The sequence below is a fragment of the Bradyrhizobium shewense genome, from assembly GCF_900094605.1.
Taxonomy (GTDB): Bacteria; Pseudomonadota; Alphaproteobacteria; order Rhizobiales; family Xanthobacteraceae; genus Bradyrhizobium; species Bradyrhizobium shewense.
Map to the genome: position 1 here is coordinate 303,231 of NZ_FMAI01000006.1, position 16,877 is coordinate 320,107.

Genomic DNA, 16,877 nt, shown 5'->3' on the forward strand with positions numbered 1-16,877 from the left:
GTGTACGTTGATCTGCGCGGCGTGTGCTAACCAGCAGGATTATTGTCTCATTAAAATTGGATCGGATTAAATGGTTAATCCGAGCACTCGATTCGGGATCTGGAAGCTGAAAAAGCCTTCTCAAAGACGCTTTTTTACGCCCTTTGTGCGGTGCTTCACAACTGTTTCATGAGGCTGGGCTACAATTAAATTGGGAGCTTGGGTCTTTTTACATTTTTCCGACGACGATAATTTAGGAGTCGCAGTAGGGGGTGCTGATGTGTAGTCCTGGTCTGGTGCGCGACCGCATCGTGGTCCTGCGCGAACGCGTCGGGTTGCTGAGCTCTCAGCTGGCAGAGCTTCAGAGGCTTCGTGGCCGGGCAGAAGAGGTCGAGAAACGGAGGGCCGAAAGACGTCCAAAACTTTCGGGTATCGCTGTGATGCGTCGCCGATTGCAGCGATAGTGACAATTGCGGAGTGTTCGACCGCGGCGTGATCAGAGGTGCATGCAACCTCCAGCTTCCGTCGAACATCGCTTCGGGGCGCAAAAACAGACCTCGATTGGTTTTTTGGTCTCCTGAGGGTCAAACTGAGTAGAGCTCGGACTGACCAAATCTGGTCCGGTATGCTCTGCTGAGCAGACGCCGGCACGCCGCGCCGCCACTTCGCAATCGGGCCAACAGGTGACATCAGTGATCTGAGCCAAGCGTGTCCGACCTGAGCCTCTCCATCCTTAAGGATGCTGCTGGAGCCTGCGCCAATTGCAACGCGGCTTCAATGCCGCCATCCAAAATTGCCTGCGCTTCGGCCGCGTCGGGCACCGCCCGCGCAAACTGTAGCGTACCCACCATGAGGCCGAAGATGGCCCTTGCTCGGCGGTGCTTCGGTTCAGGATCTGCGCCGGGTAGCAGCGCGGCCAAAGTCGCAACGTAGCTTCCCAGCGCTTTCTCGTAGTCTTGCCTGGTGTTCAGGGGCTGGCGCGCGATTTCCGGAAGCAACGCCGCGGAGGGGCACCCTTGCGCGGGGGCTTCGAGGTGCGCGCGGTTCAGGTACCGCTGGATCGCGCCTTCAAGATCAAGGCCGTTGAGCTGACCTTCATCGAGGCAATGCTGCTGGTCATCAAGCGCGCACGCCAGCGCTGCGCGAACAAGCGCATCCTTGGACTCAAAGTGCGGAGAGAATGCCCCTTTGGTCAGACCGACCTCGCCCATAATCGCGGCAATCCCGGTTGCAGAGATGCCGTCCCGGCGCATGCATTTGGATGCCGCATTGATGATGTGCCGTCGTGTCGCCAACTTATGACCTTTCTCGAAGCGCATCTCATCTCACTCCACTAATGTCTCCGAGACGACAGAGCCCCGCGTCAGATCGCGGTCGGCTCAGCAGCCAAAACGCCTTCGATCTTGCGGGCAAGGGCTAAAAGCATGCGGTCGCTTCCTACAGGAGCGTCCAACTCAAGGCCAATCGGCAGCCCAGCGCGAGATAGGCCAACGGGAAGACTGATACCCGGCAGCCCCACGCTGCTCGCTGACAGCGTATGATTCGCCAAGGCGAGATAGCTGACGTCCTGGCCCGCGATATGGACGGTCTCCTGCTCGTCGATCAAAGGCGCCGTACATGGCGTGGTCGGCTGCAGAATGACCAGCGCCCCACGAGCGACGAACGCCGCATTGAGCCGGTGCTGGATTTCAGGCCGACTCACGTTGAGCGCCGTCTGATACGCCTCTGCCGAGATGGCACCTGCACCGCTCGGCAGCACAACGTGGCCCCACGCCTGCCGAAGTTGAGGCTTGAGGCCCTCGTAAATCGCCTCAAATGTTGTCGGAATGTCATGATGGCGGAGGAATTCCGAGATTGCGCCCCTTGTCTCATGAGCGAAGATGCCCCATGTCGCGGTCTGGATGAGGGCATTGAAATCATCGCCAAGGTTTAGCTCGACGACCTCCGCGCCAGCGTGCTGCAGCCGCCGAACCGCCTCGCGGAACCGGCTTTCAACTTCCGAGTCCACGAGATCCAAGAACTGCCGTGGCGCAAAGGCCAATCGAACTCCCTTGAGATGATAGTCGCTGTCTGAGAACTCTGCTGGCTCTTCGCCAGTCACGACTTGGTCCAGCAGGACGCAGTCCTCGACGCTTCTGGCAAATGCACCTGTCGTGTCGAGCGTGTGGGAGATCGGAGCAACGCCTTTGCGCGGCCATCGCCCGGTGGTCGGCTTGAATCCCACGACACCACAGAACGATGCAGGCACCCGGATCGACCCAACGGTGTCACCGCCCAACGAGGCGGGAACGATGCCGGCAGCCACAGATGCCGCAGAGCCGCTCGAGGAGCCGCCCGACACGCGCTCTCGTACGTGCGGATTCTTCACCTGGCCGTAACGTGCGTTATGGCCGGTCAAGCCGTAGGACATCTCTACGAGGTTGTTCTTCCCGAACACCAGGGCGCCCGCACGCTTTATGGCACCGACAACGTCCGCATCTTCGCGCGGCACGAAGTGAGCGAGGCCATCGAGACCGAGGCTCGTAGGCATCCCTTTCGTCAGATAACTGTCTTTCACGCCGAGCGGCACGCCAAGTAGCGGAGCCGCCGATCCGGCGACACGGGCTTTGTCCGCGTCCCTCGCGGCCTCCAAGACGGCCGCCTCGTCGATGGCTATGAAGGCATTAAGCTCGGTCAGCGTTCGCGCACGCCGTAGAAGCGCCGCGGTGTATGCCTCCGATGTGATTTCGCCACCGCGAATAGCTGCTGCAGCGGCCGCGAGTCCCAGCGAGGAGCGATCCATGAATTCTTCTTGAGCCATCGGGCCCGAAACGGCGGTGATGTCGTTCATGAAGACCTCGCAAAGAACGGTTTGCCGCATTCCGCTGCCGCCCTGTAGCAGCTCAGCGCAATGCCATTACGGTCATAATATTAAATTACGATCGTAATTCAATGGAGATGACGAGCTTCTCTGCACACATGAACGTGAGGTGCCGACACGCGCTGTATTGAGCCGGCGATTGTTAGAAGGGTACGCCCGCTCGGGTCACAAGCAGTAATGCTCTGGCCGATCAGAATATCTCCGCTCGTACCGTAGATGAGGTCGAGGGCATTGGCTCAGATTGTGAGTTCCGGTTGTCCTCTTGAGACCCCGTAGCTCGCCCGGATCCGCGCCCGAGGTGTTCAGACACCGCGCTATGCAACGAGTAAGGCCGTTTTGATCTCGATCGGGCCGGTCTCAAGCAAAAATCAAGCGCATCTCAAGGACAAATCGTCTCACCAGCCCAATCTCTGAGCATGCTCTCGGCGACAAATGTTGGAGCCGGTGTCGCGACAGTCCGCTTGCGGAGCGCGATACCGAGCGCAGTCACCAGATGCACAGCTAGGATCATGGTCTGCGGCCGGAATTGACGGCGCAGCTTCGACAGGTGCTCGCATGAAAAGACGAGAGTTCATCTTGTTGATTGGTGGAGCATTGGCCTGGCCTGCGATCGCACGGGCGCAGGGCGGAGCCAAGCTGCATCGGATCTTCTGGGTCTCCACCGAGTCCCAACCAGATCCCTTCCTGGACGGCTTTCGCGAGGGAATGCGCGCACTGGGATACGTCGAGGGCAAGACCGTAACCTTCGAGACGCATTATGCCCCCGGAGATCCGCAGGCACTGCGCAAGATCGTCTCCGAATTGCAGCGAGGGGATATCGACCTTGTGGTCTCGAGCGGTCCGGCGACACGCGTCATGACTGCGGTCACCGACGTCCCCGTGCTGTTTGCATTGAGCGGTGACCCCGTCGCTTTGGGTGTGGTGAAGAGCCTTGCTCACCCCGGCACCAATTTCACCGGCAGCACATTCCTGTCGCTCGAGCTGGCAGGAAAGCGCGTTGAGCTGCTCAAGGACATTTATCCAAAGCTGCGAAAACTGGCGGTCTTCTCGAACACGGATCATCCGGGAGAGCCATTGGAATGGCGTGCGACTTTGGAGTCGTGCCGGAAGTTCGGCATTGAGGCAGCCTACGTTCCGTTCTGTGGCGCCCGCGAAATCGAGAATGGGTTGATGGCTGCCGGCAAGGTGGACGCGGATGCTCTCCTCGTGTTTCCCGATGTTGTGACGCTGGTGCATCGTGCGAAGATTGCGGAGTTTGCAATCGCGCACCGGCTGCCTTCGATGTTTGGCTGGTCTGAATATTGTGACGCTGGAGGTCTCTTGAGTTACGGCGCAAACCAGCGCACGACCTATTATCGGCTTGCCACTTATGCCGATCGCATCCTGCGCGGTGAAAATCCGTCAGACCTTCCGGTGATGCGCCCCGAGAAGTTTGAACTGGCAGTCAATCTGAAGACAGCCAGGCTTCTGGGTATCGACCTGGATGTGTCGTCGATCCTGTTTCGCGCCAGCAAGGTGATCTCCTGAGAGTAGTTATGACGGACGGTGCTGCGCAGTCCTCTTCGTGTACGATGCCCCCGCGTCGCTCGCTGTTCTGCAAGTACTTCGCGACGTTGTTTGTCGCCGCGGTCGTGCCTCTGATACTCGGCGCGGCCGTCGAGGCTTCTTTCGGTTACCGAGACCAGCGCCGCCAGATCAGCGCGGTGCTGCAGGCCGATGCTCGCGCGGCGTCCGACAGGATCGAGGCGTTCACCGATGGCATCCGAGATCAGCTGGGTTGGATGGTACAGCTTCCCTGGTCTGCCGGAGACGATGCGCAACATAAGATCGATGCCTTGCGCCTCCTCCAGCAGGTGCCCGCAATCGTTTCGGTTTCGCTTCTGGATGAGACCGGTACCGAACGGGTCTTTGTTTCCAGGCTGCATCTGAACAGGACCGGGCGCGGCATTGATATGTCTACGGATCCCGCTGTTCTGGGCGCACGCGCCAACAAGGTTTGGTACGGACCGGTTCAGTACCAGCGAGATTCAGAGCCCTACATGAGGATCGCGGTTGCCGGGAGCCTGCCGGCCGCGGGGGTTGCGATCGCCGAGGTCAATCTGAAGCTGATCTGGGATGTTATCGCAGCCATTAGAATTGGCGAGACCGGCTACGCCATTGTCGTCGATGATTCCGGTCATCTGATCGCACATCCCGATATCAGTCAGGTCCTGCGCGGCCGCGCCAGCTCGGGCAGTTTCGGCCGGATCAAGCATCTCGCCGGCGCGGCGAGCGGAGCGGCGGTGATAACCGGGGACCAAGGCAACCCGGTAGTGGCGCTATCCGTTCAGGCCGCCGATGTGGGATGGACGGTGATCGCGATGCAGCCGGCCTCGGAAGCCTTTGCATCAATTCGCGCGGCGTTGTGGCGCTCGTCAATTCTCATTGCCTTTGGTGTTCTCATCGCCCTGGCGCTCGCCTATTGGCGCGCGCACAGAATGTCCGGCCCGATCAAGCAACTGGAAGAGGGCGTGGAGCGGATCAGAACCGGACAATTCGAGCATCGCATCAAGATCTTCAGCGGTGACGAGTTGCAGCAACTGGCGTTGCGCTTCAATGAAATGGCTTCGGAACTGGCGATCTCGCAGCAGAAATCTGCGCGGATCGAACGGCTGAAGCAGTTCCTGCCATCACAGGTCGCCGAATTGGTCGAGCATTCTCATGAACTGCTCGAAGGGCAGCGGCGCGAAGTGGCTGTCATTTTTGGCGACTTACGCGGCTTCACGGCGTTCTCCACGCGCAATGAACCCGATGTCATCATGGCCGTCATGCGGGAGTATTACGAGGCCGTCGGCGCCGTGACGACTCGTCACGAGGCAACGCTCATCGGCTTTGATGGCGACGGAGTCATGCTCCTGGTCAATGCCCCGGTTGCATGCGAACAGCCGGCAACCCAAGCGGTCCGGCTCGCGATCGACCTGCAAATGACGGTGCAGTCCCTTGCCGGCAAATGGTGCGACGCCGGCCACGCGATCGGCTTTGGTGTGGGCGTTGCCATGGGACCGGCAACGGTAGGAACGGTTGGTTATAACGGTCGGCTAGACTACACGGCGATGGGCGCCGTGGTGAATTTGGCGTCGCGGCTCTGCAATCTCGCGAAGGACGCGCAGATTTTGGCTGATCCCACTATCGCTGGAAGGGTAAGGGATAGCGTTCCGTTGGCATCGCTCGGACAGCGGACCATCAAAGGCTACGACCAGGCCCTCGAAGTCTTTGCTGTCGCACCTGCTGACCTGCCGTTGAAAGCGCCGGGCTCGGGACAACGCCGGCGAGAGAAAGAGCCTCAGGACTACTGATACCCCGGCGTCCGGACGGCTAACGCGTCGCCAGCACCACCGCCGCCAACGTGAAGATCAACGCCGCGATCTGCCCTGCCCCCAGCGGCTCGCCAAGCGCGAGCGCGGAGGCGACGACGCCGATGACGGGCACCGCCATGGTCCCGATCGCCGCCACCGAGGCCGGCAGGCGGGCGAGTGCTGCGAACCAGCTGACATAGGCGATGCAGAACTGCACCACGGTCGAATAGACCAGCAGCCACCAGCCGACCGGCGTCACCTGGGAGAGATGCGTGGTCTCGACCAGGAGGCCGAAGATCGAGATCGGCAGGCAGCCGATCCCGATCTGCCAGGCCGCGGCCGTGATCGGCGGCAGATGGATCGGGTACTTCTTCGAGAACACCGTGCCCACCGCGAAGCCGAGCGCGCCGCAGAGCGCCATGATGATGCCCGGCAGCTTCTCGACGCTGGCGGCGATGCCGTTGCCGCCCATGATCGAGGCAAGCCCGACAAAGGCCATCACCAGCCCCAGCGTGCGCGGCACGGTCGGGCGCTCGCCGAGCACCGGCCAGGCGATGATGGAGGCCCAGACCGGCATTGTATAGGCGATCAGCGCTGCCTCGCTCGCGGGCAGCCAGAGCAGCGCCAGGCCCATCAGCACCATCCAGCCGGTGACGTTGAGCACGGCGGCGGTCAGGAGGCGCGGCCAGATCGCGGGGTCCACCTTGAGGCTCTGCCGGCGGATGATCGCCAGCGCCGCCAGCAGCACCGCCCCGAGCACGCCGGTCACCCCGCGCAGCGTCAGCGGCGGCAGCTCGGAGAGCAGGAATTTCGTCACCGGCCAGTTGAAGCCCCAGCCGATCGAGGTGATGGCAAGGAACATCAGGCCGGCCGGGGCGATGCGCGGCCGCGCATCCCGGCGAGTCGAATCAAGCATGTGGGTGGTCCGGCGAAATCGAGCCTCAGCTTGGCCCGGATTCGCCCCTGTCGCCACCGCCTCGGCGGGCATGCCTGCCCTCACCTTCCGTAGGGCTACGTGAGTCCCGCTGACGCAATCCCATTGCTCAAAAATATACCTGCCCTGTGAACAGCGGGATGAAGCATCCGCAGCACCACGGGATGCAAATTTTTTCGGTTGGGAATCTCTGAGGACTCACTGATACTTGCCTCCACAACAGGCGCGGGCTTGCCCCTGTTATCCCCCGCAATCCACCATATTTAGTATTTGATTCAGGAACTCGCACTAGTTCTTGACGGGCGCAACGGAGAGTCCTAGCTTTCGGTCCGTTCGGCGCGAGTGAGTTTGCGTCCCGCCGGCACTCCCCCAAAGGGTCTCGCAAATCTCAACTCCGCCAAGCCAGCCAAAGGCAGCGGATGAGGGCTTGTCTGCCCGCGATAAGCGGACTTTTCGGGCGCCAGAACGGGCCGGCAACAGGCTCGGATGGCATCGGTAGAAGTGACGTTGTGGGGCGTTGAACGCATGTCGGTCTCATCCCCTTGGGGGCGGATGTGTCTGGACATGCCGGCGGATGATCGATGCACGCATCGAACCATCGCGTCGGGAAAAAACAGGGCCGGGTCCACCGGCTGAACTGCGATGCCCCAGGGCCGAACGGCCGCAAGGCATCGCGAAACGAAATGTCGACCCGGCACGCCTGAACGGAGGCGGGTCCGGTCAAAGAATAGGACGGGGCAAGACGATGCGGATTGAGCGGCGCCACACCACGGTAGGACAGTCACCTTACGCGGGAATCGATTTCCGCCAGACCACGTCGGAGATCAGGAATCCCGACGGCTCGGTCGTGTTTAAACTTGATGGCGTCGAGGTCCCGACCGCGTGGTCGCAGGTCGCCTCCGACGTGCTCGCCCAGAAGTATTTCCGCAAAGCCGGCGTTGCTGCGCGCCTGAAGAAGGTCGAGGAGGAATCCGTCCCCTCCTTCCTGTGGCGCTCCGTGCCCGACGCCGAGGCGCTTAGCCAGCTGCCCGAGAAAGAGCGCTATGTCAGCGAGCTCAGCGCAAAACAGGTGTTCGACCGCCTCGCCGGCTGCTGGACCTATTGGGGCTGGAAGGGCAAGTATTTCTCGACCGACGAGGACGCGCAGGCCTTCTACGACGAGCTCCGCTACATGCTCGCCATGCAGATGGTCGCGCCGAACTCGCCGCAATGGTTCAACACCGGTCTTCATTGGGCCTATGGCATCGACGGCCCCGGCCAGGGCCATTATTACGTCGACCCCTTCACCGGCAAGCTGACCCGCTCGAAATCGTCCTACGAGCATCCGCAGCCGCACGCCTGCTTCATCCAGGGCGTCGGTGACGACCTCGTCAACGAGGGCGGCATCATGGACCTCTGGGTCCGCGAAGCCCGCCTGTTCAAATACGGCTCCGGCACCGGCTCCAACTTCTCGCGTCTGCGCGGTGAAGGCGAAAAGCTCTCCGGCGGCGGCCGCTCATCCGGCCTGATGAGCTTCCTCAAGATCGGCGACCGCGCCGCGGGCGCGATCAAGTCGGGCGGCACCACCCGCCGCGCCGCCAAGATGGTCGTAGTCGACGTCGATCACCCCGACATCGAGACCTATATCGACTGGAAGGTGAAGGAGGAGCAGAAGGTCGCGGCCCTCGTCACGGGATCCAAGATCAACCAGAAGCACCTCAAGCTGGTGCTGAAGGCCTGCGTCAACTGCGAAGGCTCGGGCGACGACTGCTTCGACCCCGAGAAGAACCCTGCCCTCCGCCGCGAGATCAAGCTGGCGCGCCGCAGCCTCGTGCCTGACAATTACATCAAGCGCGTCATCCAGTTTGCCAAGCAAGGCTACAAGGACATCCAGTTCGACACCTACGACACCGACTGGGACAGCGAAGCCTATCTCACGGTTTCGGGCCAGAACTCCAACAACTCGGTCTCGCTGAAGGACGACTTCCTGCGCGCCGTGGAAACCGATGGCGACTGGAATCTGAACGCCCGCACCTCCAAGAAGGTGACGAAGACGCTGAAGGCGCGCGACCTCTGGGAAAAAATCGGCTACGCCGCCTGGGCGTCGGCCGACCCGGGCCTGCACTTCAACACCACCATGAACGACTGGCATACCTGCAAGGCGTCCGGCGACATCCGCGCGTCCAATCCGTGCTCGGAATACATGTTCCTGGACGACACGGCCTGCAACCTGGCGTCCGCGAACCTGCTGACGTTCTACAACACCGAGACCAAGCAGTTCGACGTTAGGGGTTACGAGCACCTCTGCCAGCTCTGGACCATCGTGCTCGAAATCTCCGTGATGATGGCGCAGTTCCCGTCGAAGGCGATCGCCGAGCTCTCCTACGAGTTCCGCACGCTCGGCCTCGGCTACGCCAATATCGGCGGCCTCCTGATGACCATGGGCCTGTCCTACGACAGCAAGGAAGGCCGCGCGCTCTGCGCCGCGCTGACCGCTGTGATGACCGGCATCACCTACAAGACCTCCGCGGAGATGGCGGCCGAGCTCGGCACCTTCCCCGGCTACAAGAAGAACGCCGCGCACATGCTGCGCGTCATCCGCAACCACCGCCGCGCCGCGCACGGTGAGTCCTCCGGCTACGAGGCGCTCAGCGTCAACCCGGTGCCGATGGATCTCGTCTCCTGCCCGCAAGCCGACATCGTCACCCATGCCAAGGCGGCCTGGGATGCGGCCCTCGAACTCGGCGAGCAGCACGGCTATCGCAATGCCCAGACCACGGTGATCGCGCCGACCGGCACGATCGGCCTCGTGATGGATTGCGACACCACCGGCATCGAGCCCGACTTCGCTCTGGTGAAGTTCAAGAAGCTCGCCGGCGGCGGCTACTTCAAGATCATCAACCGCGCGGTCCCCGCGGCGCTGCGCGCGCTAGGCTATCGCGAAGCTGATATCGCGGAGATCGAGGCCTACGCAGTCGGCCACGGCTCGCTCTCCAACGCGCCCGGCATCAACGCCTCGACCCTCAAGGCAAAAGGCTTCACCGATGAAGCCATCGCCAAGGTCGAAAAGGCCCTGCCGACCGCCTTCGACATCAAGTTCGCCTTCAACAAGTGGACCTTTGGCGAAGACTTCATCCGCGACCAGCTCGGCATCGGTGCCGAGGCGATCGCGGCCCCCGGCTTCGACCTGCTCCAGGCCGTTGGCTTCACCAAGCGCGAGATCGAGGCGGCCAACGTCCACATCTGTGGCGCGATGACGGTGGAAGGTGCCCCGCACCTCAAGGCCGAGCACTATGCGGTGTTCGACTGCGCCAATCCCTGCGGCAAGATCGGCAAGCGCTATCTGTCGGTCGAGAGCCACATCCGCATGATGGCGGCGGCGCAGCCCTTCATCTCGGGTGCGATCTCCAAGACCATCAACATGCCGAACGACGCCACGGTGGAGGACTGCAAGTCCGCCTACATGCTGTCGTGGAAGCTGGCTCTGAAGGCCAACGCGCTCTATCGCGACGGCTCCAAGCTCTCCCAGCCGCTCAACTCGCAGCTCATCAGCGACGATGAGGACGAGGACGATGCGGTCGAAAGCCTCTACGAGAAGCCGATGGCGGCGCGCGCCGCCCAGGTCTCGGAGAAGATCGTCGAGAAGCTGGTCGAGCGCATCATCGTGATGCGCGAGCGCGAGAAGATGCCGGATCGCCGCAAGGGCTACACCCAGAAGGCAGTCGTCGGCGGCCACAAGGTGTACTTGCGCACCGGCGAGTATGACGACGGCCGTCTCGGCGAGATATTCATCGACATGCACAAGGAAGGCGCGGCGCTCCGCTCCTTCATCAACAACTTCGCCATCGCGGTGTCGCTCGGCCTGCAATACGGCGTGCCGCTGGACGAATATGTCGACGCCTTCACCTTCACCCGCTTCGAGCCGGCGGGCCCCGTGCAGGGCAACGACAGCATCAAGTACGCGACCTCGATCCTCGACTACGTCTTCCGCGAGCTCGCGGTGAGCTACATGTCGCGCTTCGACCTCGCCCATGTCGATCCCAACGAGACCGGCTTCGACGCACTCGGCAAGGGCGTCGAGGAAGGCAAGGAGCCCGAGGACGGCGGCCACCACGCGACTAGGCTGGTCTCGCGCGGCCTCACCCGCTCCCGCACCGACAACCTCGTCGTGATGCGCGGCGGCTCCGCCGCCATCGCGCCGGGCAATGACGGCGCCCCCACCGGCGGCAGCAAGGTCACGGCGCTCGCCGCGCACGGCACGTCGGCCCGCGTCGGCGACGCCCTCGAAGGCGCCGTCGCCCTGAAGCAGGAAGCCGCCCACGACCTCTCCCCCACGGAGAAGCTCGAGGCGCTGCAATGGAGCAAGGCCGGCAGCACCGCCCAGACCCTCGTCCCCACCAAGGCCGAGCGTCGCGCGGAAGCCAAGGCCAAGGGCTACGAAGGCGAGATGTGCTCAGAGTGCGGCAACTTCACGCTGGTGCGGAATGGGACTTGTATGAAGTGCGATACGTGTGGAAGCACGACGGGGTGTTCGTAACCATCAAGAACCCGACTGAACTAGCGATGACTTGGGAAGGCCGCTCTTTGAGCGGCCTTTTCCATAACACAGGGACATCCTAGCGAAGCAATGGCCTCTCTTTTCGAGTACTTCGTAAAAGACTTCTCCCACGATCTCTCGATTGAGAAGAAGTGGAGACTTCAAAACACATTTAATGGGTCAGAGATTGAGGTCAATGCACGCGTCTTTCTGAACTTTGACGCGAACGCCAAGTATTTAGCGTTCTACGTGCCTGAACTGAGCGGTGCAATTTTCCCCGAAGCTATTTTAATGAACAGCATCGAAGAGCTTCTGGCCCTCCCGATCACGGATATAGGAGTAAGCACTGGATTCGGTGATCCGCCAAATGGCTGGATAGAGGGAAAGCACCTAAATTTTGCCGGACGCGTTTTCTTCTATTGTGAACGAGATCCTCCGGATAACGCAAAGATGCGCCTCATCAGCGAAGCTGCTGAAAATGGTGTCCGCGTGGTATTTCGCAGTGAGGCCTATCTGAGGAGACGCAACGAATTGGAAAAACCTAAGGCTTTCATCTCTCACGACTCTAGAGACAAGGCGATGATTGCGGGACCACTTGCAATTCAAATGCAAAAGTTCATGTGTCCAGTTTGGTATGATGAATTCTCTCTCAAGGTGGGCGATAGCCTGCGCGGGGGAATCGAAGCCGGCCTGAAGGAATGCTCGAAGTGCATTCTCATTCTCACGCCGAATTTTTTGACCAACAGTGGCTGGAGCAAACGCGAATATGATTCGATCTTCACGCGCGAGCTAGTCGAGAAGCAACAAGTTATTCTACCAGTTTGGTCTGACGTGAATGCACCCGATGTTTACGAGTACTCTCCAATTCTGGCCGATCGTGTCGCCGTTAGCTGGTCCCTCGGAGTCGAGGAGGTTGCTCGACGTCTGGTTAGAGCCCTGGATGCGTAGCGGGTAGGATGAGCCCTTGCGAAACCCAGAATTACGGTGACTGTGCACTAAACTAGCTCGTAGGATGGGTTGAGCGCAGCGATACCCATCAATCCATAGCCCGTAGGATGGGTAGAGCACTTGCGAAACCCATCGTCTGTCCGCGCGTATGGCGATGGGTTCGCTTCGCTCTACCCATCCTACGAGTTGTCTCCGCATCGCAGATCGGTTCCGGCTTCGATGCTCACCAATACCCTGCCGGCCGAAATTGCCTTTGCGATCGAGCCCTTCCCTCCTAAACTCCCGACCTCACCGGCATGGGTTCCGACGGGCCCGGTAAAAGCGGAGTCGAGTTATGCCCAAACCGGAAAGCTTCCCGATCGAGAAGATCTTCGTTCCCACGAAGCAGAAGAAGGCCATCAAGCCCGAGACCGTCGCGGAGGTCGCGGAAAGTATTATGGAGATCGGACAACAGGAGCCCATTTCCGTTCGGCTCGACGGAGACCGCCTCGTTCTGGTCGAGGGACTGCATCGGCTCGAAGCCTGCAAGGCGCTCGGCGAGACGACCATTCTCGGCGTCCTGGTCCCGGCCGAGCTTGCTCAACCCAAGCCGCTGTTGTCCGAGCGCCCCGAAGTCGAGGCAGAGCGCATCAAGATGGCGCGATTGAAACAGTTGCGGCTGGAGAGGGAAGCCGCGGAGGCATCGACGACTGCCTTGAAGGGCGCTGGTGCAACGGAGGCGCCGCGCACCCGTCTGGCGAAAGGCGTCCGCGACACTCCGAAGGCATCACCGGGCCGGACTGCGAAATCGGCGCCGAAATCATTGTCGGCCTGGATCACGCAGCAAAAGGGCAGCGGCGGCCGCTATTGATTGCCGGCAATTAGCTTATGGAGCGCGTAGCCCGGATGGAGCGCAGCGAAATCCGGGGCGGTATACCCTGTGGCAACATCCCGGATTGCGCTGCGCTCCATCCGGGCTACCAAATTACAGTGACAGTGCACTCAACTCTTTTGGCCTGATCTTTGGGGACTAAACTCCGAACTCACGCCTCCCCCAACCCAAGAATGAAGCTCTCAAGATCCGCCGCGAGTACATTCGTATTCGGGAACTCTGCGAACATTTCGCCACCGTCCGCCGGTTCACGCTCATGCTCCCAGTAGAACACCCGGCCATAGCTGTCCTGCTCCAGGCTGAGCAGGAACAGGTCGCCGCCGGGATCGGGCGCGAAGGGGCAGCTCAGGCGGGGGATTCGGTTCATGCTCCGATACATGTCGTAATTGTCGATGACGCCGTAGCTGTCGGTGGGATGGGTCGTGAACAGCAGGTCCAGGACGGTGCGGTCGTTGCGCCAGGGCAGCTCGACGCCGCAGGGCTCGAAGCCGCCACCGTCGGATTGCGCCAGCAGTGCCGTGTAGGGCGCGGGCAGCGGCGCGCCGATATGTTGTTCCAGCGCGCGGATGGCGTCGGAAGACGCCGGTGGGCGTCGGTTGTCCATGAGATCGAGATAGTTCATGGGCCTAGGCGTCCTGTCCCGTGGTCATGAAGTCGCCGCCACTGTGGCCGAGCGCTCTGTCTATGCTACGCGGTACCAGCTGCATGGTCTTCATGTCTTCATGTCTTCCTGTCTTCATGAAGGCGCCATGCATCATTGTCTCCGCGATTTACGCCCCCAGCGCCCATGCCAAGGAAAAGCAAGCTCCTCCTCCGCCTTCGCAGAACCCGGCGGAGCGTCCAGTGGGCGCGAAAGAAGTTTGCGCGCGCGCCGCGGACGGTCCGGGTCACGGGCGGCATCTTGATCCTTCTGGCAACCCTCGCTCTCCTCAACATCGCCTATCAAATCATCCGCAAGCCAACTGAACTCTTCGCCGTCGTCGGTCACGCCCTCGACAAGGAGCCGGCCGAGACCTGGGCGAGCTACGGTCCCCTCTTCCGCAAGCTTTCCACCGCGACGATCACGCCCGAATTACTGGCCGCGCTGGCGCAGGTCGAGAGTTCTGGCAATCCGGTAGCGCGCACCTATTGGCGCTGGCGATGGAGTTTCAATCTGCTGGCGATTTACAAGCCCGCATCGAGCGCCGTCGGCCTCTTCCAGATGACCGATCCGGCCTTCACGGAAGCCGCACGGTTCTGCGTCCGCGGCAACGCGGTTACGCAGACCGGATGCGGTTTCCCGAGCCTCTACATCCGCGCGATCCCGAGCCATGCCATCGAGCTGGCCTCGGTGTATCTGGACCGCCAGGTGGCGCTGGTTCTCACCCTCGCGGGCGATGTGAAGCCGAGCGCGCAGCAGAAGCAGGATCTGGCCGCCTTCATCCATCTCTGCGGCGCCGGTCCCGCGGCGGCCTATGCGCGGCGCAAATTTGTGATGATCGCGGGGACACGCTGCGGCGATCACCTCGTCGCGGGGTATGTCGGCAGGGTCAATGCGATGAAGCGGCAATTTGTGCGGCTGGCGGCGGAGGACGGCGATTAATGCCGTGATGCCGTAGGGTGGGCAAAGGCACTTGTGCCGTGCCCACCATGTCGCCCGGGTCCGCCATAATTTTTCCTTTGCACGCGCGTTGTGTTGGACAGCGGCGAGACCTATCCTTCCCAAGATCGGACTGCCTCCCATTGACGCCCGACCGGATGGAGAGCGCATCGGTGCCTGAAACGAACGACCCTAAACCTGATACCAGCAAGCCTGATGCCCCCAAGCCGGACCAGGCGCGCGCCGATAGCGGGTTCGCGCAGGCGTACGACCGGATCAAGAGCGCGGAGCAAGACCTGGCGCGGTTGGACCGACTGGTTTCCGGAATGGAACGCGATAGCGAGGGACAGCGGGCCTCACGTGCAAGCGCCGCGCCGACGGCAGCCGCCACTCCCGGAGACGAGGCGCCGAAGCCCGATGCCAGGGTTCCGAGCCCGTACGTTCCGAATACCGGGGGTCGCGATCGAGGCTTGAAGAAAGATCCGGCCATGATGCGCGCCTTGGTCATTCTCGTGCTGGCGATCGCCCTGCTCGGTGCCGCCGTCGCTTCGCAATATCGCGATGAGGCCGGCTCGATCAGCAAGTCGATCATGGCACGATGGGCGCCGCCGGCCGCGAGCAGCCCCCCGCAAGCGTCCGCGGTGGAAGGCCCAGCGCAGCCGCCGGCCCTGCTACTGGCTGCCGCGGGTGATCCGAGCCCGGTGCCCGCGCCGCCGGTCCTCAAGGAAACGGAAAGCGCCCCAAAGCCTGACGCTCCAAGGACTGACGCTCCAAGGACTGACGCTCCAAGGCTTGACGCTCCAAGGCCTGGCGCCACAGCGCCCGACCCGTCATCGCCCGATCTGGCGCAATCGCTCAAGGCCATCACCAGCGAGCTTGTGAGCATCAACGGCAAGCTCGAGCAACTGAAAAGCCGCAACGAGCAGACCCTGCGCGAGCAGGCCGACACCATTCAACAGCTCAAGACCGCGCAAGAGAAGGATGCGGCGGACAATGCGCGCCTCGCCGCGCAGGTCCAGGCGCTGCAAACGCAACTGAGCGCGTCATCGGCGTCATCCGCCCCTGCAGCCGCCAAGCCCGTCGTGCGCAGTGTGGTGAGCAACGATTCGGCTGCGCGTGCCCGGCCGCACATCCCAGCGGCGGAACCCCGGCGGCCCAGACCGCCGCCGCGAGGCCCGTGGATGCCGCCGCCCTACGACCCATATTACGGCGATCCGGATTGGTGAGCGAGCTGCCGTAGGGTGGGCAAAGCGAAGCGTGCCCACGTCTTGGCTGATCGAGGAGAAGACGTGGGCACGGCGCAAGTGCGCCTTTGCCCACCCTACGAAGCTACTACGCTCTACGTTCGCCTCACCGTATCTCGTTCATCGTCACCTGGGCCGCGATCCCCGTCAGCTCGGGATCTTGCGCCGCAAGCTCCTCATCGGACGGGCCAACCGAGACTTCAGCCATTCTGCGTTTGACCTGTTCGCAGGTCTTGCGCACGTCTTCCGTGAACAGCGCGCATTCTTCGATGCGCTTGAAGATCTTCCGTCCTTCTTCACGATACCCCGCCGCGGTTTCTCGCATGAAGGCGATCGCATCATGAACCTGGGCCGTCAGCGCCTCGCATTTTTGCGCCGCGTCGATCAACTCGGTGCCCATGGCCTCGATCTCTTTTGCCGCGGACTCATAGTCGCGAACGACCGCCTCTGCACTGAGCGCACCGACGCGCGAGACGCCCGCGGTGTGCTCGACGTAATCAGGCAGATTAACTGAAGTAATGAAGCTTCCCGAGCGGATCGACGTGATGTCGGCTTCGAGTTGGACCAAGTTCACGCCGTCCCGCCTGTGCAATTGTTCGACACTTGCCATG

The 16,877-nt window shown here is 61.8% G+C and carries 12 protein-coding genes; 7 read left to right on the plus strand and 5 right to left on the minus strand.

Annotated features, from left to right (window positions below):
• Nucleotides 1–668: 668 nt before the first annotated feature.
• Nucleotides 669–1,298, minus strand: a complete 630-nt coding sequence (locus tag GA0061098_RS14320; RefSeq protein WP_091956890.1) for a TetR/AcrR family transcriptional regulator — start codon at nucleotides 1,296–1,298, stop codon at nucleotides 669–671.
• 44 nt (nucleotides 1,299–1,342) lie between these two features.
• On the minus strand, nucleotides 1,343–2,809 hold the full coding sequence (locus GA0061098_RS14325) for an amidase family protein (protein WP_091956987.1): 1,467 nt from the start codon (nucleotides 2,807–2,809) through the stop codon (nucleotides 1,343–1,345).
• Nucleotides 2,810–3,394: 585 nt separating this feature from the next.
• On the opposite strand from GA0061098_RS14325, the gene GA0061098_RS14330 reads away from it, so the two are divergent.
• Entirely contained in the window at nucleotides 3,395–4,366 is a 972-nt protein-coding gene (locus GA0061098_RS14330; RefSeq protein ID WP_091956891.1) for an ABC transporter substrate-binding protein, read from the plus strand.
• An 8-nt stretch (nucleotides 4,367–4,374) separates the two neighbouring features.
• On the plus strand, nucleotides 4,375–6,174 hold the full coding sequence (locus GA0061098_RS14335) for a cache domain-containing protein (protein WP_091956892.1): 1,800 nt from the start codon (nucleotides 4,375–4,377) through the stop codon (nucleotides 6,172–6,174).
• A gap of 19 nt (nucleotides 6,175–6,193) precedes the next feature.
• Here the strand turns inward: GA0061098_RS14335 and GA0061098_RS14340 are convergent, their stop codons facing one another.
• Nucleotides 6,194–7,090, minus strand: coding sequence for a DMT family transporter (locus tag GA0061098_RS14340; RefSeq protein WP_091956893.1), 897 nt, complete (start codon nucleotides 7,088–7,090; stop codon nucleotides 6,194–6,196).
• Between the two features lie 763 nt (nucleotides 7,091–7,853).
• On the opposite strand from GA0061098_RS14340, the gene GA0061098_RS14345 reads away from it, so the two are divergent.
• The 3 genes from GA0061098_RS14345 (at nucleotide 7,854) to GA0061098_RS14355 (ending at nucleotide 13,422) form a co-directional block, all read left to right on the plus strand.
• Entirely contained in the window at nucleotides 7,854–11,624 is a 3,771-nt protein-coding gene (locus tag GA0061098_RS14345; RefSeq protein ID WP_091956894.1) for a vitamin B12-dependent ribonucleotide reductase, read from the plus strand.
• Nucleotides 11,625–11,714: 90 nt separating this feature from the next.
• On the plus strand, nucleotides 11,715–12,572 hold the full coding sequence (locus tag GA0061098_RS14350) for a toll/interleukin-1 receptor domain-containing protein (RefSeq protein WP_091956895.1): 858 nt from the start codon (nucleotides 11,715–11,717) through the stop codon (nucleotides 12,570–12,572).
• A gap of 334 nt (nucleotides 12,573–12,906) precedes the next feature.
• Complete coding sequence (locus GA0061098_RS14355; RefSeq protein ID WP_091956896.1) at nucleotides 12,907–13,422, plus strand: ParB N-terminal domain-containing protein; 516 nt, start codon at nucleotides 12,907–12,909, stop codon at nucleotides 13,420–13,422.
• A gap of 172 nt (nucleotides 13,423–13,594) precedes the next feature.
• Here the strand turns inward: GA0061098_RS14355 and GA0061098_RS14360 are convergent, their stop codons facing one another.
• Nucleotides 13,595–14,065, minus strand: coding sequence for an SMI1/KNR4 family protein (locus GA0061098_RS14360; RefSeq protein WP_091956897.1), 471 nt, complete (start codon nucleotides 14,063–14,065; stop codon nucleotides 13,595–13,597).
• Between the two features lie 165 nt (nucleotides 14,066–14,230).
• On the opposite strand from GA0061098_RS14360, the gene GA0061098_RS14365 reads away from it, so the two are divergent.
• Together GA0061098_RS14365 and GA0061098_RS14370 are read left to right on the plus strand one after the other, a co-directional pair.
• Complete coding sequence (locus GA0061098_RS14365) at nucleotides 14,231–15,025, plus strand: transglycosylase SLT domain-containing protein (RefSeq protein WP_091956898.1); 795 nt, start codon at nucleotides 14,231–14,233, stop codon at nucleotides 15,023–15,025.
• 155 nt (nucleotides 15,026–15,180) lie between these two features.
• Nucleotides 15,181–16,248: a hypothetical protein gene (locus GA0061098_RS14370; protein WP_091956899.1), complete on the plus strand. Its 1,068-nt coding sequence runs from the start codon at nucleotides 15,181–15,183 to the stop codon at nucleotides 16,246–16,248.
• Nucleotides 16,249–16,372: 124 nt separating this feature from the next.
• Here GA0061098_RS14370 and GA0061098_RS14375 read toward each other — a convergent pair whose 3' ends face one another.
• Complete coding sequence (locus GA0061098_RS14375; protein WP_165637357.1) at nucleotides 16,373–16,876, minus strand: hypothetical protein; 504 nt, start codon at nucleotides 16,874–16,876, stop codon at nucleotides 16,373–16,375.
• Between the last annotated feature and the right edge of the window lies 1 nt (nucleotide 16,877).

Coding starts and splice junctions, on each gene's coding strand:
- GA0061098_RS14335 (WP_091956892.1), top strand. CDS start 4,375: ATGACGGACGGTGCTGCGCAGTCCTCTTCGTGTACGATGCCCCCGCGT.
- GA0061098_RS14355 (WP_091956896.1), top strand. CDS start 12,907: ATGCCCAAACCGGAAAGCTTCCCGATCGAGAAGATCTTCGTTCCCACG.
- GA0061098_RS14375 (WP_165637357.1), bottom strand. CDS start 16,876: ATGGCAAGTGTCGAACAATTGCACAGGCGGGACGGCGTGAACTTGGTC.
- GA0061098_RS14350 (WP_091956895.1), top strand. CDS start 11,715: ATGGCCTCTCTTTTCGAGTACTTCGTAAAAGACTTCTCCCACGATCTC.
- GA0061098_RS14330 (WP_091956891.1), top strand. CDS start 3,395: ATGAAAAGACGAGAGTTCATCTTGTTGATTGGTGGAGCATTGGCCTGG.
- GA0061098_RS14365 (WP_091956898.1), top strand. CDS start 14,231: ATGCCAAGGAAAAGCAAGCTCCTCCTCCGCCTTCGCAGAACCCGGCGG.
- GA0061098_RS14320 (WP_091956890.1), bottom strand. CDS start 1,298: ATGCGCTTCGAGAAAGGTCATAAGTTGGCGACACGACGGCACATCATC.
- GA0061098_RS14370 (WP_091956899.1), top strand. CDS start 15,181: ATGGAGAGCGCATCGGTGCCTGAAACGAACGACCCTAAACCTGATACC.
- GA0061098_RS14360 (WP_091956897.1), bottom strand. CDS start 14,065: ATGAACTATCTCGATCTCATGGACAACCGACGCCCACCGGCGTCTTCC.
- GA0061098_RS14325 (WP_091956987.1), bottom strand. CDS start 2,809: ATGAACGACATCACCGCCGTTTCGGGCCCGATGGCTCAAGAAGAATTC.
- GA0061098_RS14340 (WP_091956893.1), bottom strand. CDS start 7,090: ATGCTTGATTCGACTCGCCGGGATGCGCGGCCGCGCATCGCCCCGGCC.
- GA0061098_RS14345 (WP_091956894.1), top strand. CDS start 7,854: ATGCGGATTGAGCGGCGCCACACCACGGTAGGACAGTCACCTTACGCG.